The 24,299-nt window shown below is 36.7% G+C and carries 26 protein-coding genes; 14 read left to right on the top strand and 12 right to left on the bottom strand.

The annotated features are described in order from the left end of the window. Positions 1-1,668: a gliding motility-associated ABC transporter substrate-binding protein GldG gene (gene gldG, locus EGI05_RS12195; RefSeq protein ID WP_123263288.1), complete on the top strand. Its 1,668-nt coding sequence runs from the start codon at positions 1-3 to the stop codon at positions 1,666-1,668. Positions 1,669-1,754: 86 nt separating this feature from the next. On the opposite strand, the gene EGI05_RS12200 is transcribed toward gldG, so the two are convergent. From EGI05_RS12200 to EGI05_RS12245, 10 genes are all read right to left on the bottom strand, one after another. Continuing rightward, the gene (locus EGI05_RS12200; protein WP_123263289.1) at positions 1,755-2,585 is read right to left on the bottom strand and encodes an abortive infection family protein; all 831 of its coding nucleotides are present in this window, start codon (positions 2,583-2,585) and stop codon (positions 1,755-1,757) included. Between the two features lie 156 nt (positions 2,586-2,741). Then, complete coding sequence (locus EGI05_RS12205; RefSeq protein ID WP_123263290.1) at positions 2,742-3,278, bottom strand: PDDEXK family nuclease; 537 nt, start codon at positions 3,276-3,278, stop codon at positions 2,742-2,744. A gap of 3 nt (positions 3,279-3,281) precedes the next feature. Beyond that, entirely contained in the window at positions 3,282-4,169 is an 888-nt protein-coding gene (locus EGI05_RS12210; RefSeq protein ID WP_123263291.1) for a TIR domain-containing protein, read from the bottom strand. Positions 4,170-4,218: 49 nt separating this feature from the next. Continuing rightward, positions 4,219-4,587 carry a helix-turn-helix domain-containing protein gene (locus tag EGI05_RS12215; RefSeq protein ID WP_123263292.1) on the bottom strand — a complete coding sequence of 123 codons (369 nt, stop codon included), beginning with the start codon at positions 4,585-4,587 and terminating at the stop codon, positions 4,219-4,221. A 490-nt stretch (positions 4,588-5,077) separates the two neighbouring features. After that, positions 5,078-5,791: a leucine-rich repeat domain-containing protein gene (locus EGI05_RS12220; RefSeq protein WP_123263293.1), complete on the bottom strand. Its 714-nt coding sequence runs from the start codon at positions 5,789-5,791 to the stop codon at positions 5,078-5,080. Between the two features lie 317 nt (positions 5,792-6,108). After that, entirely contained in the window at positions 6,109-7,023 is a 915-nt protein-coding gene (locus EGI05_RS12225) for a helix-turn-helix domain-containing protein (RefSeq protein WP_123263294.1), read from the bottom strand. Between the two features lie 512 nt (positions 7,024-7,535). After that, positions 7,536-8,375: an SDR family oxidoreductase gene (locus EGI05_RS12230; protein WP_123263295.1), complete on the bottom strand. Its 840-nt coding sequence runs from the start codon at positions 8,373-8,375 to the stop codon at positions 7,536-7,538. Between the two features lie 163 nt (positions 8,376-8,538). Beyond that, positions 8,539-9,276 (bottom strand): SDR family oxidoreductase, encoded by a 738-nt coding sequence (locus tag EGI05_RS12235; protein WP_123263404.1) that lies wholly within the window; start codon positions 9,274-9,276, stop codon positions 8,539-8,541. Between the two features lie 77 nt (positions 9,277-9,353). Next, positions 9,354-9,923, bottom strand: a complete 570-nt coding sequence (locus EGI05_RS12240; RefSeq protein ID WP_123263296.1) for a Crp/Fnr family transcriptional regulator — start codon at positions 9,921-9,923, stop codon at positions 9,354-9,356. Positions 9,924-10,001: 78 nt separating this feature from the next. Continuing rightward, complete coding sequence (locus EGI05_RS12245; protein WP_262694471.1) at positions 10,002-10,364, bottom strand: DUF1801 domain-containing protein; 363 nt, start codon at positions 10,362-10,364, stop codon at positions 10,002-10,004. 208 nt (positions 10,365-10,572) lie between these two features. Between EGI05_RS12245 and EGI05_RS12250 the strand changes: the two genes are divergently transcribed. Beyond that, positions 10,573-11,406 (top strand): CPBP family intramembrane glutamic endopeptidase, encoded by an 834-nt coding sequence (locus EGI05_RS12250; protein ID WP_123263298.1) that lies wholly within the window; start codon positions 10,573-10,575, stop codon positions 11,404-11,406. Positions 11,407-11,447: 41 nt separating this feature from the next. Here the strand turns inward: EGI05_RS12250 and EGI05_RS12255 are convergent, their stop codons facing one another. Further along, the gene (locus EGI05_RS12255; RefSeq protein WP_123263299.1) at positions 11,448-11,876 is read right to left on the bottom strand and encodes a DUF4268 domain-containing protein; all 429 of its coding nucleotides are present in this window, start codon (positions 11,874-11,876) and stop codon (positions 11,448-11,450) included. A 245-nt stretch (positions 11,877-12,121) separates the two neighbouring features. On the opposite strand from EGI05_RS12255, the gene EGI05_RS12260 reads away from it, so the two are divergent. From EGI05_RS12260 to EGI05_RS12270, 3 genes are all read left to right on the top strand, one after another. After that, positions 12,122-12,529, top strand: coding sequence for an RrF2 family transcriptional regulator (locus EGI05_RS12260; protein WP_123263300.1), 408 nt, complete (start codon positions 12,122-12,124; stop codon positions 12,527-12,529). A gap of 100 nt (positions 12,530-12,629) precedes the next feature. Then, the gene (locus tag EGI05_RS12265) at positions 12,630-13,517 is read left to right on the top strand and encodes a sulfite exporter TauE/SafE family protein (RefSeq protein ID WP_123263301.1); all 888 of its coding nucleotides are present in this window, start codon (positions 12,630-12,632) and stop codon (positions 13,515-13,517) included. An 87-nt stretch (positions 13,518-13,604) separates the two neighbouring features. Next, on the top strand, positions 13,605-13,895 hold the full coding sequence (locus EGI05_RS12270; protein ID WP_123263302.1) for a putative quinol monooxygenase: 291 nt from the start codon (positions 13,605-13,607) through the stop codon (positions 13,893-13,895). Positions 13,896-13,995: 100 nt separating this feature from the next. Here EGI05_RS12270 and EGI05_RS12275 read toward each other — a convergent pair whose 3' ends face one another. After that, complete coding sequence (locus EGI05_RS12275) at positions 13,996-14,793, bottom strand: T9SS type A sorting domain-containing protein (RefSeq protein WP_123263303.1); 798 nt, start codon at positions 14,791-14,793, stop codon at positions 13,996-13,998. A 95-nt stretch (positions 14,794-14,888) separates the two neighbouring features. Between EGI05_RS12275 and EGI05_RS12280 the strand changes: the two genes are divergently transcribed. The 9 genes from EGI05_RS12280 to EGI05_RS12320 all read left to right on the top strand — a co-directional run bounded on the left by EGI05_RS12280 (position 14,889) and on the right by EGI05_RS12320 (position 24,269). Next, positions 14,889-17,030, top strand: a complete 2,142-nt coding sequence (locus EGI05_RS12280; RefSeq protein WP_123263304.1) for a TonB-dependent receptor plug domain-containing protein — start codon at positions 14,889-14,891, stop codon at positions 17,028-17,030. Positions 17,031-17,040: 10 nt separating this feature from the next. Further along, positions 17,041-18,126 (top strand): HmuY family protein, encoded by a 1,086-nt coding sequence (locus EGI05_RS12285; RefSeq protein ID WP_123263305.1) that lies wholly within the window; start codon positions 17,041-17,043, stop codon positions 18,124-18,126. A 22-nt stretch (positions 18,127-18,148) separates the two neighbouring features. Continuing rightward, positions 18,149-19,027: a heme/hemin ABC transporter substrate-binding protein gene (locus EGI05_RS12290; RefSeq protein ID WP_123263306.1), complete on the top strand. Its 879-nt coding sequence runs from the start codon at positions 18,149-18,151 to the stop codon at positions 19,025-19,027. After that, on the top strand, positions 19,011-20,051 hold the full coding sequence (locus tag EGI05_RS12295) for a FecCD family ABC transporter permease (RefSeq protein WP_123263307.1): 1,041 nt from the start codon (positions 19,011-19,013) through the stop codon (positions 20,049-20,051). The genes EGI05_RS12290 and EGI05_RS12295 overlap by 17 nt, the downstream gene beginning before the upstream one ends. After that, positions 20,051-20,821 (top strand): heme ABC transporter ATP-binding protein, encoded by a 771-nt coding sequence (locus tag EGI05_RS12300; protein WP_123263308.1) that lies wholly within the window; start codon positions 20,051-20,053, stop codon positions 20,819-20,821. Before EGI05_RS12295 ends, EGI05_RS12300 begins: the two co-directional genes overlap by 1 nt. A gap of 2 nt (positions 20,822-20,823) precedes the next feature. Continuing rightward, positions 20,824-21,474 (top strand): class I SAM-dependent methyltransferase, encoded by a 651-nt coding sequence (locus tag EGI05_RS12305; RefSeq protein WP_123263309.1) that lies wholly within the window; start codon positions 20,824-20,826, stop codon positions 21,472-21,474. A gap of 5 nt (positions 21,475-21,479) precedes the next feature. Beyond that, complete coding sequence (locus EGI05_RS12310; RefSeq protein ID WP_123263310.1) at positions 21,480-22,508, top strand: hemin-degrading factor; 1,029 nt, start codon at positions 21,480-21,482, stop codon at positions 22,506-22,508. Between the two features lie 143 nt (positions 22,509-22,651). Further along, positions 22,652-23,524, top strand: a complete 873-nt coding sequence (locus tag EGI05_RS12315; RefSeq protein WP_123263405.1) for a ChaN family lipoprotein — start codon at positions 22,652-22,654, stop codon at positions 23,522-23,524. 127 nt (positions 23,525-23,651) lie between these two features. Then, a complete protein-coding gene (locus EGI05_RS12320) occupies positions 23,652-24,269 on the top strand; it encodes a peptide deformylase (RefSeq protein WP_123263311.1) in 618 nt (205 codons plus the stop codon). Positions 24,270-24,299 lie beyond the last annotated feature (30 nt).

A 24,299-nucleotide genomic window follows, 5' to 3' on the forward strand; every position in this document is an offset into this window, starting at 1 on the left:
ATGAAGAAGATATCATTCAAGTCACCGGTAGGAATTTTACTGTTCGTTATTTTGCCTTTGGCGGTGATCCTGTATATTTCAGGAATCAGATTGGATTTAACGAAAGAAAAAAGATATACCCTTTCAGACAACACCATTAAAGTACTGGAATCGGTTAAAAAACCATTAACGGTTGAGGTTTACCTTGAGGGAGATTTCCCGGCAAGCTTCAAGCAGCTTCAGAGCGAAACCAAATTCATGCTGGAGGAATTCAGAAAGGTGAATCCGAAAATAGATTTTAAATTCATAGACCCTATCAAAACCAAAATGTCCCAGGATACTTTGATGGCGATGGGAATGCAGCCTTCCGTATTGCCGGATGTAAAGGACGGGAAGGTTTCACAGATCGTACTGTTTCCGTATGCGGTGATCAAGTATAACAAAAATGGGATTTCCATTCCTTTGGTGGTACAGCAGGCGGGGATTGATGCCGATCAACAGCTTACCAAATCCATTGAAAATTTAGAGTACAACCTCGTTTCCAATATCAAGAACGTAGCAACGGATAAAAGAAAGAAAGTAGGAATTCTGGTAAACCAGGATGAATTGAGTCCGGAAGAATTCCAGGGATTCATGCATTTGGCATTGGAAAGCTATGATGCAGGTCCTATCATTCCTAAAAATCAAACTGAGCTTACAATCGCCGATGTTCCTTTGTTGAAACAAATGAGCGCCTTGGTGATTGCAAAGCCAAGAAAAGCGTTTACGGATAATGAAAAGGTGATTCTGGACCAGTACATTATGAACGGCGGGAAAACCCTTTGGATGATCGATGCGGTGAATGCTGAAATGGATACCCTGATGAGATCCCAAAAAGTAATGCCTTTCCCTGTGGATATCAATATGACGGATTTCTTCTTCAATTATGGAATCAGGATCAATCCTGCTTTGGTAAAGGATGTGAAGAAATTTGCGCTATTAAGGCTGGTAACGGGAGAGGTGAGTGGAAACCCTCAATATACAAGCCTTCCATGGCCGTATTATCCGCTTGGAATTGCTGAAAAAGATCACCCGATCACCAAAAATATCAATCCGGTAAAATTTGAGTTCCCGACTTCTATTGATACATTGGGAAGAAAGAACATCAAAACCCACGTTCTTTTTGAATCCAGCGAAAGAACATTGCTGAAGCAGGTTCCGAATTATGTGGATTTAAAAGAAATTGCCAGCGTAGACAGCCTTGGACAAATGGAAAAACCAAGCACCCCGAAAATCTATGCCGTAGCACTGGAAGGCAAATTTACGTCTGCCTATTCTTCAAGGATTGAAAGAAAATCTTACCCCGGCTTCAAAGGACAAAGCCCGGAAAATAAAATGATCGTGATTGCAGACGGAGACGTGGGAAGAAACAAAGTGATCAAAGGGGAACCTTTACCATTAGGCGTAGATATGCTGACCAACGAGCAGTTTGGAAACGAACAGTTTTTAAGAAATGCACTGGATTATCTGTTAGACGACAGCAACCTGATGGAATTAAGAAACAGAAACATCGAAGAAAGGCTTCTGGACCGACAGAGAATCACCGAAGAAAAAAGCAACTGGCAATGGTTTAATTTGCTGCTTCCTTTAGTGGTGATAGGGGCTTTAGGAGGATTGTTCTTCTGGTTGAGGAAGAGGAAGTTTGGATAACTAAAAAGAGAAACCGGGAGGTTTCTCTTTTTTATTAAGAGGTTTCTTAAGTTTTACCTTTGCAAATACCTTGTTGTAAGTAATGTTTAAAATGGTAAATCAAATCCAGTTTCTGTATTTTCAACAATGTTTTTTGCATCTATTTGTAATTCTATTTTTTCAATAAACCTTATTGCTGTTGAGATGTTATTTAAAATCAATAAACTTTCGTCATAATTTAAAATAGGATTGTCGTGTGCTAAACTTTTATTATTTCTTACATCATTAAATGCATCTAGTATATTGATAGAATATTTCAAAATTTTTTCTGTCATTTCGGATTCTAACAATTTTTGATTAAATAGATATTTCACATATTTTCCAAAAATACTATTTAATGATTCTTCTTTTTTAAAATCAATATTGTGTTTTTTACAAAGTATCCGAATGTATTTAAATGTAAAAGTGTGTAATCTATCAATAGATAATTCTGGCTCATTTCTTTCTATACTTTCTCTAATATTTTTAGCTAAAGTTTCAAAATCTTTGTCATCAAAATTATTAGGCTTAATAGCTTCAATATTTTCAACAATTTTTTCTATTTTGAGTTTTTCAACTATTTTAAGTGTTTCTTTATAAAGATATTCATCACCCTTAAACCTGTTAATAGAACCTCTTTGAGATTTAGCATACCAATAGCTACAAAACTCTTCAATTAATTTGCCAACGATTGAAGAATTTTCAATTTCAATAAATTTTCTTAACAAATTTGCTTTTGAACAAGAAGCGTATTGGTAAATTGGATCATAAATATCTTTTTTGACAGCTTTATATATAAATTCCTGAAATGTCCTGTTTGAAAAGTCCATCACATACCCACTTTTCATTCCTAGAAAGTCTTCTATAGTTTCCTTTTCTTGATAGTTTAGTTCTGCCATAGTATTATTGGTTAATAATTGCCTATAACTATTTCGGCTTTGCGTTAGTGGGCTTTTGAAAAAGTAAACTTTCTGTCATCATCAACGTTTATTAATTGCTAATGTTTTTATTTACAATCTACCCACTAACACAAAACCCATGTTATACGCAGGTGTTTAGTTTAATGTTCTTCTTAGTGTTAAATTAAGGTATTTTTCAGTAATCAAATTGATTAAGTCATCAGTATTATTTAATGCCAAGATTTCAGCTCGGTCAATTACAATGACTTTAATTCTATCAGCAGTTAATGCATCCATAATAACAGAGTTTGCATATCTATAACCATTTAACTGTCCAGCAATACCACTAGAAGATATTAGCAAACCAGTATTTGCTCCACGACTCCTTAGCTTTGCAACAAACTCCCTGCATTTTGCACTACTCAATGGAGGAGCTTCATTTTTACACTCCGAAATAAGTATTGGATCAAGAAAATCAAAGGGCGACCTTACTCTGTTGTTCCAAAAAACAACGTCCAGTTCCTGTGCTCCAGTGTTATCCAATACATTTCTGTCGGCAACTCTGACACCTTGAAAACGTTCAAATAAATAAACAATGAGGTCTTCAAAAATTCGACCTTTAGCATCTGGATTGGGTGCTGTGTCTGATCTGTCTAGAAAATCTTGAATCCTTGCTCTACTGTAATTTGGCATGGCTTAAAAATTTCCGTGAACAGATTTATTTCTTTTGTCAATGAGGGTTTTTTCAAAACCGTCAGAGGCAATCCCATTTATAAAATCTTCGAGATCAAACAGCAATATCGAATTGTAGATTGTTTTAATATTTTCAAATCGCTTATTATCTCTATCCAAATAAAGAATTATTGCTCCTTTAGCCTCGGAGTGATTTAAATATTTTAATAGTTGCTGTTCTGCTTGAAGAATTCGTTGTGCATTTAAATTGCCAGTTTTGACTTCAACAAAAATTGGGTTTCCAAAATATGGCGTTAAATTCTTGCTTCGAATAATCAAGTCAACGCCCTTGTCGACCGTTGATTCGCTTATTGATACATTTTGAATGTCTATTCTCGAAAAAGTGTCCTTTATTAAGCTGAATATTTCTCTTTCATTGGGATTCTTTCTGAGATTTGAAATTCTAGCCAAAGTATTTGTAGTCTCATCTACTGATAGTGTATCTTTTTCTTCCTTCTTTAGGATGTTTTTTTTTCTACTTCCAATATCCTGTACAAAATTTTTCAAAGCCAGCTCAATGAGTGATAGATCTTTGAAGTTAGTTTGGTAATAAAATTTTGTATCTAGAAAGAAAGGAACTTTATATTCTTTGTCTACGAGTATGAAAGTTGGCTTTTTTAAGCCCTCAGCAACTCCCAGTTCAAAGAGTACATTTGAGTTTTCTGATTGTAATACAGCGATGACAAAATCCGATTCTCGAATTTTTCGTCTTATTAAGTCGGAAAAAGTAGTGCCAATAGAAAAGTCATAAAAACTATGATATTCGATTTTTTGACTATTGAGCAAAGATTCTAACCTTGTTAGATCAAAGTTTGCAGGAGCAGATATGTAACAATTCAATTTATGTTTCATGATTTCTTGTAGCTTACATATAATGCCATGATTGATGCAATTTGTTTAATTACTTGCTTTTCAACCTCTCATTCTCATCCTTCAAAGCCACAATCTGCTCTTTCAAAACTTTAATGTAATCCTGTAAGTTTTCTAGTACAGAATCTGGTACATTAAACTGTTGATTATAAAAATTTCCAGAATTAGAATTATCGCTAAAAGTTGAATTGTCATTATGTACAACATTGGTAGCTCGTTCCTCCTTTATTTCTTCCACCGGAACATCCAAAGCGGCGGCCAGTTTTTCCCATTCATCGTCGTATATTCTTACTTCATCATTTTCTTTTCGGGAATAGTTGGAGACATCTGTGGAGATGATCTTAGACATATATTCCTGGGTGTATCCTCTTTGTTTTCTTAGATTTCTTAGCTTTTCCATATACGTTCTTTTATCTGTGCTTTGTACAAATATAGACAAAAATGAGGCAAAATTTTGAAATACGCGATAAGTGAGGGGAGATTTTTTGAACCATTAAGCTTTAGTGAAGGAGTAAAAGTATTAAATGAGATTCTTCATTACGCTTGTGAACTTTGTTCGCAGACCTTCAGTCTGTAATCAGAATGACAAAAGTTACGTTATAGTAGCAGTCTCCTTGTCATTCTGACGAAGGAAGAATCTAAATTTAACCATTAAGGTTTTGGGTGAAGAAGTTAAGGATATAAGTTGAACTTCGTTTTAAGCTTTTATTTAACGCAAAGAATCTTTAGGAAGAATATTGATAAAGTGAGCAAAGGACTCAATCAATGAAATTGATTGTAAGAAGCAAGCTTTATAAGCGACTTAGTCGCTATTCTTTGCACTCTTAAAATATAACGATAGAAAATGAAACTTTGCGTTTTTGTTGATTTAGACCGGCTGTGTATGTCTCTTATCCCATAGGTGGAGGTGGAGCAGGAGCCGTCCTATACATTTTCATCTGCTCTGGAGTACCAATAATTTTTACATTTTCATCTATATACAAAATGTTCATTTTTAACTTAGTGTTTTTTCTTACATCTATTTCTTTTAATTCGTTTCCTCTAATAATTAATTGTATTAATTCCGGATTATTAGAAATATCAAGCCTTTTTAATTGGTTATTGTCAACAGACAGGTATTTTAGTTTTCTATAAGGCTTTAAATCAATCTCTGTAATTTTATTATCCATCATATTAAGAGACTCAATATTAGGACAATTTTTTATTTTAACAGTGGTTAATTGATTTATTCCACAAGCAAATTCTGTCAACATCGGCATATTACTTATTTCTAAATTTTTTAGATTATTTCTTGCACAATATAATTTTTTCAGAAATTTAAAATCCTTAAGTTTCAGGTTTTCAATTTTGTTTATTGTTAAAGTAAGATATTCCAAATTTTTAAACAGATTAATATCATTTGCATGGGTAATATTGGATTCCATCAAATCAAGTTCTTTTACACTTTCTGCCTCAAATTTTTCAATTTTTCCATTTTTATTGATGTCAATTTGAGGATATTTATTCAGAATAATGGACTCTATCTGTGGATTTTCAAATTTCAGCTCTTGTGAAAAAGTGTAATTTATAAAACTTAAGAAGAATAATGCAAAAATAGATTTCATGGACTAGCTTTCAACAAATATAGACAAAAATGAGGCAAAATTTTGAAATACGCGATAGGTGAGGGGAGATTTTTTGAACCATTAGATTTTAAGAAGAGTAAGAGTATCATTTTAACGCAAAGAAAATCTTCATGATGGATATTTAAAAGTGAGCAAAGAGATTCAATCAATACATTGATTGTAAGAAGCCAGCTTCATAAGCGACGTAGTCGCCATTCTTTGCTACCTTAGAATATAACGTGGTGAAATGAAAAACTTTGCGTTTGAACCAATAATGGTTTACCAATAAAGTCGTCACTTATCAGAAACCGCAAGTTTCAGTTAAACAATTTCCTAAACTCTCCCGGCGACTGATTGGTCTTCTGCTTAAACAGCTTACTGAAAGACTGCGGATGCTCAAATCCCAATTCATACGCAATTTCACTCACCGAAAGACTCGTTGTGCTCAGGCGTTCTTTGGCAGAATCAATGATTTTGTTCTGGATATGCTGCTGTGTATTTTGCCGGGTATGAATCCGCAATAAAGTTCCCAGGTAATTCGGAGAAATATTCATTTGCTCGGCGATGGTTTTTACGGAGGGAATTCCTTTTTCGAGGAGATTTCCGCTGTCAAAATATTGGGAAAGAACTTCTTCAAACCTTACCAGCAATTCGTGGCTGGATTTTTTCCGGGTGAAAAACTGCCGTTCATAAAAGCGTTCGGAGTAGATGAGGAATAATTCAAGCTGGGCTACAATGAGATCCTGCGTAAACTTATCAATATTGGTCTGATATTCTTTTTCAATGTTTTTAAACAGATCCACAATGATCTTCTCTTCCTTATCCGAAAGGAAAAGCGCTTCATTGATCTGGTAGCTGAAAAACTCGTAAGATTTTATCTTCCTGATCAGGGAAGTTCCCCAAAGAAAATCGGGATGGATCAGCAATAAATATCCGGTGGGTTCCACTTCCACCTCCGGTTTCATTTCCAGGCTTAAAAACTGGAGCGGAGAAACAAAACACAACACGCCGGAATCAAAATCATATTCCTGCTGCCCGTAATTGAACTTGGCATTCACATTGCGTTTCAGGCCGATGGAGTAGTAGTTCTGCACCCATTTCAGTTCATTATCGTTCACGGGATATTTTACCTTGCTGTAATCGATCAGGCTGATCAGCGGATGTTCAGGATTCGGAAGACCACAGAAAGCATGAAAATCTGAAATAGAATTGAAGCGGAATGTCTCTTTCATAATGACTAAGTTATTTAATTAATTTTAATCCTGGAAAAATTTTGAATCACTAAACCTTAATGGTTCAAAAACGCAAAGCTTTTATTTTTATCATGTGATATTTAAGAGAGCAAAGAATGGCGACTACGTCGCTTATGAAGCTGGCTTCTTACAATCAATGTATTGATTGAATCCTTTGCTTACTTTATAAATATCCATCATGAAGATTTCTTTGCGTTAAATAAAAGCTTCAAATGAAGCTCAACTTAATATTCTTAACTACTTCACTAAATCTTAATAGTTCCAAAAACGCAAAGCTTTTATTTTTATCATGTGATATTTAAGAGAGCAAAGAATGGCGACTACGTCGCTTATGAAGCTGACTTCTTACAATCAATGTATTGATTGAATCCTTTGCTTACTTTATAAATATCCATTATGAAGATTTCTTTGCGTTAAATAGAAGCTTCAAATGAAGCTCAACTTAATACTCTTAACTACTTCACTAAATCTTAATGGTTCAAAAAGATAAATTAAATGGCAGTTGCTTCTGTCAAAGTTTTCCAATCTTGGGCATCTTTGGTCATGATTTCAATCTTTTTATCAAGGTAGTCGGTTGTTCCCACACCCAATAAGAAGTGTACCGGTGGATTAGCCTGTTTACTGATCTCGATCAGAACTTCTGCGGCTTTATCCGGATCGTTCGGCTGGTTTCCATTGATGTCATTAAGGTGCGCCTGTTCCAGGGTTCTTGCGGCTTCATAAGCTTCGATAGGATTTTCCGGTGTTTTTATGGAACCTTTGTTCAGGAAATCCGTACGGAAATATCCCGGATATACTACGGTTGAATGAATTCCGAAATCTTTCGTCTCTTCAGCCAATGCTTCAGTAAATCCTGCTACGGCAAATTTGGTGGCACAATACACTCCCCAACCCGGAAAATTCCCGGAAAACCCTCCGATGGAAGAGATATTGATGATGTTTCCGGATTGTTGCTCACGAAGATGAGGCATCGCATTTCTGATCACATTTAAGGTTCCGAAAACATTCACATCGAAATTTGCTCTTGCTTCTTCATCCGTAAGTTCCTCCAAAGTCCCGATCTGTCCGTACCCTGCATTGTTTACCACGACATTGATCTGTCCGAAAGCGTCCATTGTTTTTGCAATGGCAGATTTCACATCATTGTTGTCTGTTAAATTGACTTCAAGGGGTAAAAAATTCCCGGAAGCTTCCCCGATTTCAGAAATTAAGGATTGTGCATTTCTGGTAGTAGCAGCTACGCGGTAATTTTCAGATAATAATTTTTTAACCAAAGAAAGTCCTAAACCTTTTGAAGCTCCTGTCACGAACCATACATTTTTTGTTTCCATTTTTAAATATTTTTATTTGTTTTAATTGATGGTACAAAGATGGAACGTTGTAAGGTGGAAAATGTAGCCAAATCAACGAATGATGTATCTGAATCGTGGATACTCCGTTTTTTAATAAAAAAGAGAAACACAAAGGTCTCTCTTTACTTATTGATCTCACATTTTACCAGGGGCTTATTCCTGTTTCATCTTCAATATCATTGCTGAAATACTGACCTGTAGGTCCGTTTTCATCAGTCAGAGTATGTTTGATAATAAAAGATGCCGCACTTTCTACAGAACCGGGCCCGCTGTGCGCATTGAAATCTGTGGCGGTATAACCGGGATCAATGACATTCACTTTGAACGGAAGGTCTCTTAATTCATAGGCCAGAACAATTGTATAGGCATTCAAAGCTGATTTTGATGGTCCGTAAGCTGCAGATTTTACATGATAATATTTCCAGTCCGGATCGCTGTGTAAGGTTAAAGAGCCCAGTCCTGAAGTAATATTACTGATTCTCGGGCTGTCTGATTTTTTCAAAAGAGGTAAAAAAGCCTGTGTAACATTGATGACTCCGAAGAAATTGGTTTCAAAAACTTCTTTAATATTATTAACGGAAGTTTCGGTGGCTGTTTGCGGATTTACTCCTAAAATCCCGGCATTGTTGATGAGAATATCCAGTTTTCCCTGTTCTTTTTCCACAATATTTCTAGCTTGTTCAATAGATTCCGGTTTAGTGGCATCGATCTCAATGGCTTTGATATTTTGAAATCCTTTTTCATGGAGTTCTTTGACAACGGCTTCACCCTTTTCAAGATCACGGCTTCCCAAATAAACAAATAATCCTTTTGCTGAAAGTTGTTTTGCGGTTTCCAGGCCAATGCTTCTGTTGGCTCCTGTGATGAGTACTGTTTGCATTTCTTTTGTTTTTAATTGTTGGTGTAAAATTCCGTCAATTAAACAGGATAACATTTGTCATTTGACAAAAAGTGTTTTCAGCGTATATTTTTTCTTATCCGGCTTAGGGAAGATTGCGTAACGCCCAGATAAGAAGCAATATAGGAAAGAGGAATGCGGTTGACGGCATTAGGATAGATTTCCAGGAATTTCAGATAACGGGTGGTAGCATCTTCGGAAACGAGCGGGCTTCTTCTTTCTACTTTTTGAATCAATGCCCGTGAAGTAATTTTGTGCACAATGGCATCCCAGCCTACAATGGTCTGCAAAAGCTCAAGCCAGTCTTTTCTTTGGAAGACAATGAGCTTACAGTCTGTTACAGCTTCCACATAAGAACTGGAGCAGATTTCATTGTCAAAACTTTCCAGATCCACCACCAGATTATTTTCATCGATGAAGTATTTGGTAACTTCTTCTCCTTTGTTATTGTAATAGCAGACCCTCAGGATACCATCTGCCAGGAATCCCACCTGTCTGGCAATTTTTCCCGCTTCTGAAAAATACTCATCTTTAGACAGCTGAAGCTCTGTCGCCTTACTTGCAATAAGATCCATCTGCTGCTGATTCAGACTTCCGAATCTTAAAATAAAATCAAATAACTCTTTCATACTGCAAGATAAATAAAGGTAAGGTAAAGACATTTGCCATTTGGCAAAAAATGATACTAAAGAAAGGGTGTAAAACAATTATTGTCTCTGTTCAGCACGGTATCGTATGGCTTCTTCAAGCACTTCGATATGGATGTCTTTCAGCGCTTTGAATTTGATGCAGTATCCGGTCACACTCGCTTTTCCTATTCTTTCTCCGTAATTTTGAACTAAGAATTTCTTGTCCTCAATACCCATGATATATACGGAAATTCCGGTTGTATTAGCACTCATTCCAATCTTGTAGAATTCTCTGGTTTTTCCACCTGTATATTGCATCATATAAGATCCGTAGCCGATATTCGGATTGGAAACGGTTTCATTATTGTCATTTTTACCATCCAGAAACCATAATTGACAATTCGGCATAATTTGCAGAATGAGCTTGTGCAGTTCTTGCATATCGCTACGTTTAGTTTCGGGCTGGCTGGAAATATAGTTTTCGATTTGTTCCTGGGTGTTCATGCTAACAAAAGTGAGATAATTTTTTTATTACACAAAGAAATTTTCTCCGAAATAGGTATTTGAAATATTACATTCTCTATTCTTACAATCAATTAAAAATATTAAGGATAATAATTAAATTTTAGTATATTTAAAGAAAAATGGAATGATAGCAGATCATTTTTCTAAAAAGGATATCTGGACATTCATGCGGGTAATCCTTTTTTATTTTACCTGCACGCTGTTGTTTATTGCCATTACAGGTTTTACGAACATTTTTTCTAAACCTTTCGGAGAATTATTGTCCGTGATACTAGCTTCTGTATTAACATTAGCTTTTGCTATTCTATTTGCAAAATGGGAACATTTGAGTTTAAGGCAGATAGGTATTATTCCGGGAAGATTTACCATAAAAAGATTTTTTTCAGGCTGCCTAATCAGTTTTCTTGCTGTATCATTACAGGTGCTTATTGTATATTGCTTTAATCATTTGACTTTAAAATTAGTTCACACATTAGACATAGGAGTTATTTTTTTTCACGTAATGCTCTATTTCTTTGTGGCTTGCCGTGAAGAATTGGTCTTCCGGTCTTACGCTTTAAGAGCTCTTAATTATAAATTCAGATCCGTATTCGCATTATTCGTAATTACCGTCATATTTATTGTTGAGCATCTTGTTGCGGGAATGGAGTGGAAAATGGCAGTCATAGGATCCGGATTAGGAGGTCTGTTATTTGGGATAGCAGCTTTAAAGACAAAAGGATTGGCATTACCAATGGGGCTCCATTTTGCATGGAATTTCGGGCAGTGGATTACAGGATTCAAAAATCAGGCGGGAATATGGGAGGCAACCGTAGATAAAGGATATGAGGCAGAAACCCAAAATATAGGTTTGGGAGCATATGTATTTGCCATTCTGATTGCCTTGGCTTTAATTCTCAGATTTTATAAGAATCAGGAAGAAAATAATACTTCTATAAGCCAGGATAATAAAGTGTAGTCTAACAATTAGTTTGATTTGAATGAAAATTTTCTAAAAAATCAAACATCCTTTATAAAATCCTCATATTCATAATAAAACCTCTCAAAACCATCCATTTTCTCTACAAAAAACTCAAAAGTTTCCTGCCATTTATTCTTATTGAAAATGGAAACGCCATGTTTCTCCACCCAGATTTTGCTGATCACTTTGCCGTTTTCCAACGTGTGGTATTCCTCTTTTTGGAAATCTCCGATAAAGTCTTTGAGGATGTCTTCCAAAGACCAGATCTTTTCATAATAGGCATTCCGGAAGATCTCATCTTTCATCTCTATATCCAGGGAAACTTCCGCCTTTTTATTGTCTGCATAAAACTTAAAAGAAAAATCTTTGATCTTAGTATCATACAAAATCCATTTTCTCGGAAAAGATTTTCCGAAAGCGGTCCAAAATTCCTTTTTTAACTGCTGTGCTTCCTGTTTACTGAACATAAAAACAAAAATAAGTATTTTGGATGGAAGATGGAAAGAATGTGAAATCGCGAAATTGTTGAGTTGCAAAACCGCAAAACTGCAAAATCGCTAAATATGAACCCGTGACCATGAATCACCACTGGAATTGTGAGCTGTGGAAAGAAAAACTGTAAGTTGCTAGCCGTACTATGCAAATCCACGATTCTGCACTTAGCAATTTTACTCTTTTGCAACATATCAAACAATTTATTACTTTTGCTGTAATGCTGTCTAAAAAATCTCAATATGCTTTTAAGGCGCTTTCATACCTGGTAGAAAAAAGGAATGAAGGCCCGGTTCTTATATCCGAAATTGCGGAATACAAGAAAATTCCATTAAAGTTTTTAGAAAATATTCTGCTTGAGCTTAAAAAAGCAGATATTCTTGATAGTAAAAAAGGAAAAGGAGGCGGATATTTTTTTAAAGAAAATCCTGAAAATGTGAAGCTTGCTAAAATTATCCGGTTAGTAAACGGACCTATTGCGCTTCTCCCTTGTGTAAGCTTGAATTTCTATGAAAAATGTGAAGACTGCAATGAAGATCACTGCGGACTTCATGATGTTCTGATAGAAGTTCGTGACGCTTCTTTAAACATCCTGGAAAGAAAAACATTAATGGATTTGATCGACTGATAAAAATCCTTTTTTTTGAATAAATAGTCCACTGATTTGGTAGGATAAATATTTTATTTCATATTTGTATTGCTTCAAATCAATAAATGATGAATAGAGTATGGTAATCTCCAGAAAAATCCAGATAAGGCTGAATGTTCTTTTTGTAACCATAGCTATACTGTCGGTGGTGGTATTTTCTATGTTTGAATTAGGTTATCTGGATGAACTTTCAACTATTCTGGCTAAAGACAATTACATTTTTTACTGGATGCTTTTAGTCGGAGTCTTTGCAGAAATAGTGGCCGGATCTATGGGAATGGGCTACGGTGTTATTTGCACAACAACACTCTTATTCCTGAATATTCCGCCACACATTGTAAGTGCGAGCATCCATTCGGCGGAAAGCTTTACAACGGCAGCTGGAAGTGTCAGTCATATCAAGCTTAGAAATGTAAGCAAAAGCCTTGTTAAAAAATTGGCAATTCCTGCTGTTATTGGTGCCATTATCGGGGCTTTATGCCTTACTTATTTCGGTGAATATTATGCAAAGGTTACCAAAACCATTATCGCTTTCTATACCTTATATCTCGGTTTTCAGATTTTCAGGAATGCTTTTAAGAAAAAACAGAACAGGGCATTGAAAAGAAAAACCAATTTAACCAGACTTGGGCTTCTCGGAGGTTTTATAGATTCTTTTGCAGGAGGAGGATGGGGACCGTTGGTAACAGGAACTTTAATTAAGAATTCATTTACGCCCAGATTTGCAGTGGGAAGCTCTACCGTAGCTAAATTTATTCTCACTATTACTGCTGCTGTTACGTTCTTTTTTACCTTGGGAATACAACATTGGAATATTATTTTAGGCCTTCTGATCGGAGGAATTCTTACTGCTCCTTTTTCAGCAATGCTTACCGCTAAATTGCCGGTAAAAAATATGTTTCTGATCATTGGTGCTTTGGTGATGGTGATGAGCTGTATTACTATTTATAAGTCAGTTTTTAATTGATTTTTTTGTTTATTGTGGAAAACTGGTGATAGGAAAAACAGATTTCAGTCCTGAAATCATTTATTTTTACATCACAAAAAACAGAACATGAACTTACACATTGTCGCGCTTTTTAAATTTAATGAAAATTATCTGATGGAAGCGGTGGAACTATTCCAAAACCTGGTGAAAGAAACAAGAAAAGAAGAAGGATGCCTTCAGTATGATCTAATAGAAGATAAAGACCAAAAAGGGACATTTTTCCTGATTGAATTATGGGAAAGTGTAGAACATCACGGCAATCATCTTGGGCAGGATCATCTTCTGAATTTCCGCAGAGATGCTTCAAGAATGATGGAAAGCTCAACAGAAGTCTATAAAGGATTCAAAATATATTAAAGATCAACTTTAATTCATTGTAAAAGGCAGTTTCAACATATTGAAACTGCCTTTTTATTAGAAAAAATAGAAAGTATTGTTGGTTGGCAAGAATTGCAATTTATTTTTTGATGAATTTTGTTTTAAGCACTGAACCATCCATCGCTTCAATTAGAATATAGTACACACCAGTCTGAAGCTGGCTGATATCGAATCTCTGGCTATTAAGCTTACCTTCCGCAGCCTTTTGACCATTGGCGGAATAAATACTGATATTCTTTACCTCTTTTCTTGTCACAAATTGTAACGCTGTATTCTCAGCATTCAGGGCAAACCGGATATCACGGTCTGAAGATTTTACCTGATCGGAAACTCCCAGAGTAGAAGTTGGAGCATATACAACATCATCCAGCTGGATGGCAGTATGCTGTGCACTTCCTATGATTTTGAAAGCGATGTATTGCTTGGTAGAAGCAGGTATAGTAAATGAATACGTAGTATCTGTGGAGGTTAAAGTAATGACACTTCCTATGGGAGTAAATGATGGCATTTCTGCGGAACTTATACCATCTACCAATCCTACTTCTATTGTACCGGTTGCTCCACCGGCAGAGCCCCCTGTAATTGCGGCCTTAAAGGATAAGGTTTTACTGCCATCCGGTGCCACAATCTGTGGAGAAATGAGATATCCGGCGGTATTGCTGGTAAAGAAGCTGTAATACTGAATGTGTTTATCTGTAGTTCCATCTGCGTATACCCAGGGTCCGGATCCACTTTGGACTCTGGACCAGTTATTTTGCGGCCAGGCAGCACTTGTTCCAATCGTAAAGTTATCAAAATTCTCATTGATTGTTGCCAGCTGTGCCTGAGCTGAAATGGTTGAAAGCACTAAAGTTCCTAGAAGTAATTTCAATTTCATAGCTTATTTTTATTTAGAATTATTCTACAAAACTAACAAATTATTTTTAATTGTTCTAAATAAATATATATATTTGTCAAAAATTTTTTGCCATTATGAAGAAGAAAGTGCTTTCTATTCTATCATTATCCGCAGTTCTATGGATACATGCACAGGAAAAAGATACTCTTGATCAGAAAAAAATAGAGGAAGTTGTCATTACTGGGCAATATATGCAGCAATCCATTAATAAATCCATCTATAAAGTTGAGGTCATTGATGCACAGCAGATCAAAAATATGGCAGTAACCACGGCGGCAGAGGTGCTTAATCAGAATCTTAATATTCTCATTGAACCAAGCAGAGGTTCCGGGGATTCAAGTGCCAATATAATGGGTCTTACAGGGGAATATACTAAAATCCTTATCGATAATATCCCGGTAGTAAGTGATCAGGGAATGGGAAATCTGGTTGACCTTACCAAGTTGAACGTCAACAATATCGAGCGTATTGAAATCGTGAAAGGCTCAATGGGAGTGGAATATGGAAATAATGCGGTAGCAGGAGTGATCAATATCATTACCAAGAAAAATTACAGCAAAAAATTTACAGGAATAGCTTCTCTGCAGGAAGAAACGGTAGGCAAAGATTATGACTGGTTCAAAAAAGGGAACGGACGCCATATCCAATTTTTAAATTTGGGATATAAGATCAATGATAACTGGACGATTGCAGCAGATATCAATCATAATGACTTCCAGGGTTTCAAAGGAAGATACAACGGTTATAAATATTTCAGTGAAAATAATGATGGATTGAGAGGCTATGACTGGCAACCGAAAGATCAGTTAACGACCAACGCATCTATTCGATACAATAAAAATAACACCACTTTTTACTATAAAGTCAATTTTCTTACGGAGAAAATCAATGTTTATAACCCCGTGATTGAAGAATTATATGTAGGAGGCGGAAACAGAACCTATATAGCCAATGACGCTGATTATAAAACAAAAAGATGGATCCACCAGTTCAACATTCAGACAAAGATCGGCTCAAGAATCAATTATAACGGAGACTTTTCTTACCAGACACAGGAAAGAAAAAAGCAGGAATACCAGTATGACGTTCCGAACAGGCAGGAACTCTCCAGAGGAGAAGATTTTACCTATTATAAATCGGAAGTGATGTATTCCAGGGGGATGTTCAGCAATTTCTTAGATAGTGATCGGGTGAATTTCCAGATCGGATATGAATTGGACAGAACGAAAGGTTTTGCGAGCGGGGAAATCGGGGATTTCGGAAGTACGGGAAATGATGACGTGAACAGGACTATTTTCAATTATGCCAATTTCTTATCAGCAGAATGGAACGTGAACAGCTGGTTGTCATTACGTCCCGGAGTAAGACTAGCGTTAAGCAACAAATTCGATTCCCAATACAATTACTCAGCAACGGCAAGATTTAAGACTACCCAAAATTCAGACATCCGTCTGGTATTTGGTTCTGCTAACCGTTTCCCGACTTATGATGAATTGTACACTTATATGGTGGATAATAATCATGATATCAGAGGAAATGAAAATTTAAAGCCTGAAACGGGATATTCGGCAGGAATTTTCTGGGATTATACTACGGCAACAGCTGATAACTGGAAATTCAATTTCAGTGCTTCAGGAATGTACCTTGATGTAAAGGACAGAATTGAAAGTGTTATTATCAGCAATAGTCCGTTAAAATATACCTATCTCAATGTTGATAATTATAAATCTTTGCTTTTCGGAGGCTCTATAACGGCTAAAAAAGGAGACTTATCCCTTAATGCAGGAGTTTCTGTTTTAGGGATTTCTCAGGGTTTGAATACAGGAAACATTACTTCACCCGACGACTATAATTTTTATGCAGAAGCCAATTTAGCGGCGAACTATACTTTACCTTATACCCAAACGCTTTTTGCCCTTTATTACAAATATACGGGAACCAAAAAAATGTTCACGCATCAGGTCAATGCACAGGATCCTTTAGATCCGGGACAATATATATTGGGTACAATTGATGATTTCAGTATGCTGAATTTTACGGTAAGCCAACCCTTTTTCAACAATCATCTTGAACTGAGTGCAGGAATCAAAAATATTTTTGATGTAAGTACCATCAGAAATACAGTACAGGGTGGAGACGGCCACAATGCAGCAGCCAATCAACAGAACTTATTCTATGGCAGAAGTTACTTCGCCAGATTAAATTATAACTTTTAAAACTTTAAACATGAAGAAAATACTATTTTGCTTTTTGATAGGAACTTCTTTGATCTCTCAATCATGCATCAATGATAACGAAGATCCTGTTTCCATAGCTCCTACGGATGGTGAAGTTGTCAATCCTGATGTGGGTGGAGCCACTCAGCCGAACCAGGCCTGGATTGATCTGGGAACCAATACGCAAATCCTTACCAAAAGAACGGATTGGGATTTGGCTTTCTATTCCGGAAGTGCTTTTAAAGTAATGCTGAACTCTTCGATCATGATGGCTGCGGGAAAAATTCCTAATGCAACTGATATAGATTTAGTTACAGAAGCCAATGTAGCAACCTTAAAAGACGAAGTACAGGTCGCCAATTTTAATCCGGCCAACGTGGTTTATATTGATGATGTGAATGGGAATTTCCCTTCAGGATATACAGCGATTGAGGAAATCAAGGTCAACGATGCTGAAAACGCAGTATATCTTGTGAACATGGGAAAAGAAATTTATACCGGAACAGTAGCTACAGGATCGGTGGCAACAGGAGGAGACAGCAGGGGCTGGATGAAAGTTCAGGTAGTGAGATCAGGAGACGGCTATAAAGTAAAATATGCTAGTTTAAATGACACCACCCACAAAGAATTGACCATTACGAAGAATACAGCATATAATTACAATTTTGTAAGCCTGAAAAACAATAAAGAAGTGCCTGTTCAGCCCGAAAGAAAAAAATGGGACATTAGCTTCACCGTCTTTACTAATACTATTACGGGAGCAGGAAGCTATATTTATGCAGACTTTGTCACCATTAATAATTTAGGTGGAGCAGGAGCTTATGAAGTAAAAGTAACGGCACCTGCATCCGGTGTGGAAGCCTACAAGAATTTCAAGGCAACAGATATTGATCAGTCTAAATTGATCTACAATGACCAGAGAGTAATCGGTTCCAATTGGAGAAATCCGGTGGGAGTGAACGGATTGGAAGTATATGGTGACCGTTTCTACATCATTAAAGATGCGGAAGGATATTACTTTAAGCTGAGATTCACAAGACTTACCAGTACAACCGGAGAACGTGGAAGACCACAATTCGAATATCAACCTTTATAAAAATAATCTAATCCATATCAACATGAAAAAAATTGTTGTAATAACATCTGTACTTTTAGCAGTGTATTCTTGCAAAAAAGCAGAGGAAACCAAAAAAGAAAACACTACAGAAGCTGCTTCAGAAGCTCCGAAAAGCAATCATAAAATCGTAACTCTGAGTGGCGGAATTACCGAGATTGTAAGCGCATTAGGCCATGAAAAAGAGATCGTGGGAACTGATGTTACCAGTACTTATCCTGAGACATTAAAAGCAACAGCCAAAGATTTAGGCCATGTAAGATCAATGACCATTGAGCCGATCATGGCAGTAAAGCCAACCCTGATTTTAGCCTCTGAAAAAGATATTAATCCGGAATTATTAGGGAAAATCAAATCTTCAGGGATTAAAGTTGAGGTTTTCAAGCAGGAATATTCAGTGGAAGGAACCAAAAAATTAATAGCAGATGTTGCCAAAGCTATAGGTAACACGGATTATCAGAAACTGATCGATAAGATTGATGCCGATCTGAAGCAAATTCAGCCTATCGCTAAAAAACCTAAAGTATTATTCATCTACGCCAGAGGAAATATGCTGATGGTAGGAGGGAAGAACACACCTATGGAAAAACTGATCACCATTGCAGGAGGGGAAAACGCAGTCAATGATTTCGAAGATTTCAAACCGTTAACACCTGAAGCTGTTGTAAAAGCAAATCCGGACGTATTATTTTTCTTTACAAGCGGATTGCAGGGAGCAGGAGGAAACGAAGGAGCTCTTAAAATGCCTGGAGTTTCGCAGACCAATGCGGGTAAAAATAAAAGAATTATAGCCATGGACGGGGGATTGGTTTCAGGATTCGGACCAAGATTAGGAGAAGCAGCAGTAGGATTAAATAAGCTATTAATTGAAAACACAAAGTAAACTCTACTTTTATTTTACTATAAGTGCCATACTGCTGATCCTTATCGCAGTATGGTCACTGAACACCGGGGTTTATGATTTTGGCGGAAAATCCCCTTTCACGATATTGTGGCAGTCTATACAGGGAAACCCTGATTTGGCCTTAAGCGATCAATATGTGATCTGGGATGTACGTGCAGCGAGAATTGTAATGGCTGTTCTGATCGGAAGCATGTTGGCTGTTTCAGGGACGGGATTGCAGGGACTTTTTAAAAACCCTTTAGCAACCGGAGATCTGATTGGTTTAACTTCCGGAGCAACCTTATTAGCTGCTGTTGCCATTGTTTTGGGAGGACATTTTAAAGAATATCTTCCTGAAGCGGTACAGTTTTCACTGGTAAGCCTGTCTGCATTTATAGGGGCTTTTTTATCTATGATGTTGGTATACAGAATTTCTACCAATGGAGGAAAGACCAATATTGTGATGATGCTTTTAACGGGAGTTGCTATTACTGCCATCGGATTTTCTATTACTGGCTTTCTGATCTATATTTCAAAAGATGAGCAATTGAGGGACCTTACTTTTTGGAATTTAGGGAGTTTAGCCGCAGCCACCTGGACGAAGAATATTGTTTTAGCAGTAGTGTTGATTATTTCTTACGTTATTTTACTGCCCAAAGGAAAAGCATTGAATGCCATGATGCTGGGTGAAAAAGATGCACAGCATTTAGGAATTAATGTCGAAAGACTGAAGAAGCAGATCATCATTATCACAGCATTAATGGTTGGAAGTAGTGTTGCTTTCTCAGGAACAATCGGTTTTGTAGGACTTATTGTCCCTTATATTTTAAGGCTTTTATTTAAATCGAACTATACCTTTATTCTGCCTTTGTCAGCAGTTTGTGGGAGTATTTTATTATTGACGGCTGACACATTCAGCCGGAGTATTGTAGCACCTTCGGAACTGCCGATCGGGATATTAACAGCATTGATGGGAGGACCGATTTTTATAGCGATTCTGGTTAAACATAAAAAATCATTGTAATGATAAAAGCACATCAGATCAATTATAAGCATAAGGAATTCCATATTCTGGACGGTGTGGATGTTTCTTTAGAATATGGTGAGTTTTTAGCCATTGTTGGGCCCAACGGAGCAGGAAAGTCAAGTTTGCTAAGCGTATTGGCGAATGAAGTGAAATCCAAACAGAAGATTCTGTTTAAAAGCAAACCTATCAACAATTGGGAAGTCAGAGAGCTTTCTATGCACAAAGCTAAATTTTCCCAGCACAACAGCGCTGATATTCCTCTTGAAGTAAAAGATGTAGTGATGATGGGAAGATACCCTTATTTTGACGGGCAGCCGAGAAAAGAAGATCATGAAGCCATGAATAATATGATGTATGAGACAGATGTTTTTCATCTCAAAGACAGGGAGTATAATACTTTGTCCGGTGGAGAAAAGCAGCGTGTGCATCTATCCAGGGTGATGGCTCAATTGCAGAATGAAATTGCCCATAAACTTGTTTTTCTGGATGAGCCGCTGAATAATTTAGATATCAAACATCAATACAAAACGTTAGAAATTATAAAAAACTTTACTAAAAAAGCTAACAGTGCTATCGTTGTTTTACACGACCTGAATTTAGCCGCACAGTTTGCGGACAAAATTTTACTGATGAAATCAGGAAAGGTTTCATCCTACGGGACACCGGAAGACGTTTTCACAGCTGAAAATATCAGTAATGCCTACAACTTTCCGTGTACCATTTGTCCGCATCCTATCAATCATAACCCAATGATCATTTTTGGATAACCATGGAAAAAGACGAACTAAGAATACTTGCTGAAAATCTTGCCTGTCCACAAGGGGAAAAAGGAATTGAAATAGGTGAAATGATGAATGAAACCAATATCGGGATGACTTCAGAAAGCATTAAAGCTCTTTTGATAGAAGATAACGAGCATGTTCTTGAGATAGGACATGGCAACGCCGGACACCTGAAAACCATTGTAAGCAAAGCTAAAAATATTACCTATACCGGAATTGACATTTCCGAAACCATGCATTTCGAAGCTAAAAGACTGAACAAGGAATGGGAACTTCAGGCGGATTTCGTCCTGTATGAAGGAAAAAAGCTTCCCTTTCAGGATGAAACCTTTGATAAGATATTTACCGTAAACACGGTGTATTTTTGGGAAGAACCCGTTGCATTTCTCAATGAGATCCACAGAGTACTGAAAGACAGCGGAACTTTTGTTCTCACTTTCGGGCAAAGAGAATTCATGGAAAAACTACCTTTCATCACTTTCAATTTTACTTTATATAACAACAGTGAAATGGAAGAACTTGTCTCGGAAAGCGAATTCAAGAGAATGAAAATTTCTGAAAAGCAAGAAGACGTAAAAAGCAAAACAACCAACGAAACCATACAAAGAATATATACAGTTTTAACCATCAAAAAATAAATGAAATGAGCACATTAGTAAATGATCTAAAAGAAAAATGGGAAGCTCTGAAAGCGGAAAATCCGCATTTGAGAATAAGAAATGCCGCTGAACAATTAGGAGTAAGCGAAGCCGAATTATTAATCACAAACATCGGGAATGAAGTAACAGTTCTAAAGCCGGAATTTGCAAATATCTTGTCAGAAGTTGAACAATTAGGAAAAGTAATGGCTCTTACCCGTAACGATGAATGCGTTCACGAAAGAAAAGGAACTTACCTGAACGGAGATTTTAGCAGTCCTCATGCACAATTATTTGTGGGTGAAGATATTGACCTTAGAATCTTCTTACACTCATGGAAGTTTGCTTTTGCGGTGGTAGAAGGAGATAAAAAGAGCCTTCAGTTTTTCGGAAAAGACGGTTTGGCACTTCATAAGATCTATCTTACAAAAGACAGCAATGCAGAAGCTTTTGATGTTATCGTAGAAAAATATAAAGCGGAAGATCAGGATCAGACTTTTGAATTTGAAGCAGTTGCTGCGAAACCAGTAGAAAAGCCGGATGCTGAAATTGATGTGGAAGGTTTCCAAAAAGAATGGAGAGAGCTGACAGACACCCACAATTTCTTCATGATGACCAGAAAATATGGGGTGAGCAGAACCCAGGCTTTAAGATTGGCTCCGGAAGGATTTGCGGTGAAAATCGACAATTCTAAAGTAGTAAACGTTCTTGAAGATGCTTCAGAAAAGAATATCCCAATCATGGTATTCGTTGGAAACAGAGGAATCATTCAGATTCACACAGGAAATGTGAAGAAAACGCTTTGGCACCAACAATGGTTCAACGTTATGGACCCGGACTTCAATTTACACCTGGATGTAACCAAAATCGCAGAAGCTTGGATCGTTAAAAAACCTACGGAAGATGGTGAAGTAACGGCGATAGAAGTATTTAATAAAGAAGGAGATTTTATTGTTCAGTTCTTTGGAAAAAGAAAACCCGGAATTCCTGAATTACAGGAATGGAAGGATCTTGTAGCAGAATTAGAGAAATAATAGTTAGATGATTTGAATGAGGCCGTTTTGTTTGTCATGCAAAGCGGTCTTTTTTCTTACTATGTAAACTGAGGATAAAGTAAATTTAATGTTGGCTTTCTTTTGTAGTTTGGAAATAGTAGTATTTTTATAACATGATAAGAATGAAAAATATTTTCATAGCCCTGTTGATGGCAGGATATTCTTTCCTGAATGCACAGGAGTTTAAGGCTTACCAGTTTTATGATCAGAAAGGGAAAGCCATTAGCACGGATAAATTAATTAAAGAACTGGCGGAATATGATGTTGTGTTTTTTGGTGAAAACCATAACAATTCCATTAATCACTGGCTTCAGCTGAAAGTGACGGAAGCTCTGTATACCTTTAAAAAAGGACAGCTTATCCTGGGAGCTGAAATGTTCGAAAGAGATAATCAATCCCAATTGAATCAGTATTTAGCAGGGACTTTTGATGCCAAAACGCTGAAAGATTCCGCCCGGTTATGGAATAATTATACCACAGATTATAAACCTTTGGTGGATTTTGCAAAAGCTCAAAAGCTGAATTTCGTTGCCACTAATATTCCCAGAAGGTATGCCTCTCAAACCGCTAAAGAAGGGATTGAATCTTTACTTACATTAAGCGAAAAGGAGAAATCCTATATTGCTCAATTACCCATCAAAGTGAGCCTCGAAACTCCCGGTTATAAGGAAATGAAAGCTATGATGGGGGACCACGCCGAAGGAACGAAGGTAATGAATTTCATTTCTGCACAAGCCACAAAAGACGCAACGATGGCGGAATCTATCCTGAAAAATATTCAACAGGGAAAAACATTTATTCATTACAACGGAAATTATCACAGCAAGGAATTTGGCGGGATTTACTGGTATATCAAACAAAAGAATCCCCATCTGAAAATGGCAGTGATCTCGGTTTTTGAAACAGAAAATCCGGATTTGAGGATTCCTGAAAAAGATTATACCCCAACGAATTTCAATCTGGTTATTCCATCGGACATGACCAAGACATTCTGACTTTCCACGAAACATTACCAAATAGAACGGGCTCTAACCCGTTTTTTATTTTTGACAAAGAAACTGTCATGCTGAATGGTAAAAACTATTCATCGCAATATCTATCTTTGTATTACAAAAGTTAAACATGAAAAAATTCCCTTTTCTATTCCTGATCCTGATAAGCTTTGTCCATGCTCAGAAGCTCACGCCTAAAGAACTTTCCATTATTAATCAGGGAGATATAAACTCAGCACTTCCAATTTATCAAACAACAGATCCGGAGCAGCATAAAACGTTATTAAGCACTTCTACGGAAGTCGATCCGGTTGATCCTAATACAGCCACTTTGGTTAAAAGGATGAAGCTTTCTCTTCTTACAACAGACGGTGGAGTAGGAATTGCTGCACCACAAGTAGGAATTAATAGAAAAATAATCTGGGTACAGCGTTTTGATAAAGAAGGGGAGCCTTTGGAATATTTCATCAATCCTGTTATTGTCTGGAGATCCGAAATACAAAACCTGGGACCTGAAGGGGATCTGTCAATTCCAGATTTCAGGGATCAGTTTTATAGAAGCAAAGTTATTCAGTTGGAATATGTGGATTTGAAGGGACAGAAATATTCAGAGCTCGTGGAAGGATTTACCGCAGTCATCTTTCAGCACGAAATAGACCATCTTTTCGGAATCCTGATTTCAGATAAAAAAGAAAAGCAGAAAAACGATACTTACCAGAAAGTGGATGCTTTTCAGAAGAACCCATAATAAAAACAGGCGATCATTTGATCGCCTGTT

It is taken from the genome of Chryseobacterium daecheongense (assembly GCF_003729955.1).
GTDB classification, from domain to species: domain Bacteria; phylum Bacteroidota; class Bacteroidia; order Flavobacteriales; family Weeksellaceae; genus Chryseobacterium; species Chryseobacterium daecheongense.

Bases quoted from the DNA above. Each gene is read 5' to 3' on its own strand.
- EGI05_RS12270 (WP_123263302.1), top strand. From the start codon at position 13,605: ATGAACTTACACATTGTCGCGCTTTTTAAATTTAATGAAAATTATCTG.
- EGI05_RS12300 (WP_123263308.1), top strand. From the start codon at position 20,051: ATGATAAAAGCACATCAGATCAATTATAAGCATAAGGAATTCCATATT.
- EGI05_RS12310 (WP_123263310.1), top strand. From the start codon at position 21,480: ATGAGCACATTAGTAAATGATCTAAAAGAAAAATGGGAAGCTCTGAAA.
- EGI05_RS12235 (WP_123263404.1), bottom strand. From the start codon at position 9,276: ATGCAAACAGTACTCATCACAGGAGCCAACAGAAGCATTGGCCTGGAA.
- EGI05_RS12320 (WP_123263311.1), top strand. From the start codon at position 23,652: ATGAAAAAATTCCCTTTTCTATTCCTGATCCTGATAAGCTTTGTCCAT.
- EGI05_RS12250 (WP_123263298.1), top strand. From the start codon at position 10,573: ATGATAGCAGATCATTTTTCTAAAAAGGATATCTGGACATTCATGCGG.
- EGI05_RS12260 (WP_123263300.1), top strand. From the start codon at position 12,122: ATGCTGTCTAAAAAATCTCAATATGCTTTTAAGGCGCTTTCATACCTG.
- EGI05_RS12280 (WP_123263304.1), top strand. From the start codon at position 14,889: ATGAAGAAGAAAGTGCTTTCTATTCTATCATTATCCGCAGTTCTATGG.
- EGI05_RS12200 (WP_123263289.1), bottom strand. From the start codon at position 2,585: ATGGCAGAACTAAACTATCAAGAAAAGGAAACTATAGAAGACTTTCTA.
- gldG (WP_123263288.1), top strand. From the start codon at position 1: ATGAAGAAGATATCATTCAAGTCACCGGTAGGAATTTTACTGTTCGTT.
- EGI05_RS12240 (WP_123263296.1), bottom strand. From the start codon at position 9,923: ATGAAAGAGTTATTTGATTTTATTTTAAGATTCGGAAGTCTGAATCAG.
- EGI05_RS12305 (WP_123263309.1), top strand. From the start codon at position 20,824: ATGGAAAAAGACGAACTAAGAATACTTGCTGAAAATCTTGCCTGTCCA.
- EGI05_RS12230 (WP_123263295.1), bottom strand. From the start codon at position 8,375: ATGGAAACAAAAAATGTATGGTTCGTGACAGGAGCTTCAAAAGGTTTA.
- EGI05_RS12255 (WP_123263299.1), bottom strand. From the start codon at position 11,876: ATGTTCAGTAAACAGGAAGCACAGCAGTTAAAAAAGGAATTTTGGACC.
- EGI05_RS12245 (WP_262694471.1), bottom strand. From the start codon at position 10,364: ATGCAAGAACTGCACAAGCTCATTCTGCAAATTATGCCGAATTGTCAA.
- EGI05_RS12285 (WP_123263305.1), top strand. From the start codon at position 17,041: ATGAAGAAAATACTATTTTGCTTTTTGATAGGAACTTCTTTGATCTCT.
- EGI05_RS12210 (WP_123263291.1), bottom strand. From the start codon at position 4,169: ATGAAACATAAATTGAATTGTTACATATCTGCTCCTGCAAACTTTGAT.
- EGI05_RS12220 (WP_123263293.1), bottom strand. From the start codon at position 5,791: ATGAAATCTATTTTTGCATTATTCTTCTTAAGTTTTATAAATTACACT.
- EGI05_RS12315 (WP_123263405.1), top strand. From the start codon at position 22,652: ATGAAAAATATTTTCATAGCCCTGTTGATGGCAGGATATTCTTTCCTG.
- EGI05_RS12275 (WP_123263303.1), bottom strand. From the start codon at position 14,793: ATGAAATTGAAATTACTTCTAGGAACTTTAGTGCTTTCAACCATTTCA.
- EGI05_RS12290 (WP_123263306.1), top strand. From the start codon at position 18,149: ATGAAAAAAATTGTTGTAATAACATCTGTACTTTTAGCAGTGTATTCT.
- EGI05_RS12265 (WP_123263301.1), top strand. From the start codon at position 12,630: ATGGTAATCTCCAGAAAAATCCAGATAAGGCTGAATGTTCTTTTTGTA.
- EGI05_RS12225 (WP_123263294.1), bottom strand. From the start codon at position 7,023: ATGAAAGAGACATTCCGCTTCAATTCTATTTCAGATTTTCATGCTTTC.
- EGI05_RS12215 (WP_123263292.1), bottom strand. From the start codon at position 4,587: ATGGAAAAGCTAAGAAATCTAAGAAAACAAAGAGGATACACCCAGGAA.
- EGI05_RS12205 (WP_123263290.1), bottom strand. From the start codon at position 3,278: ATGCCAAATTACAGTAGAGCAAGGATTCAAGATTTTCTAGACAGATCA.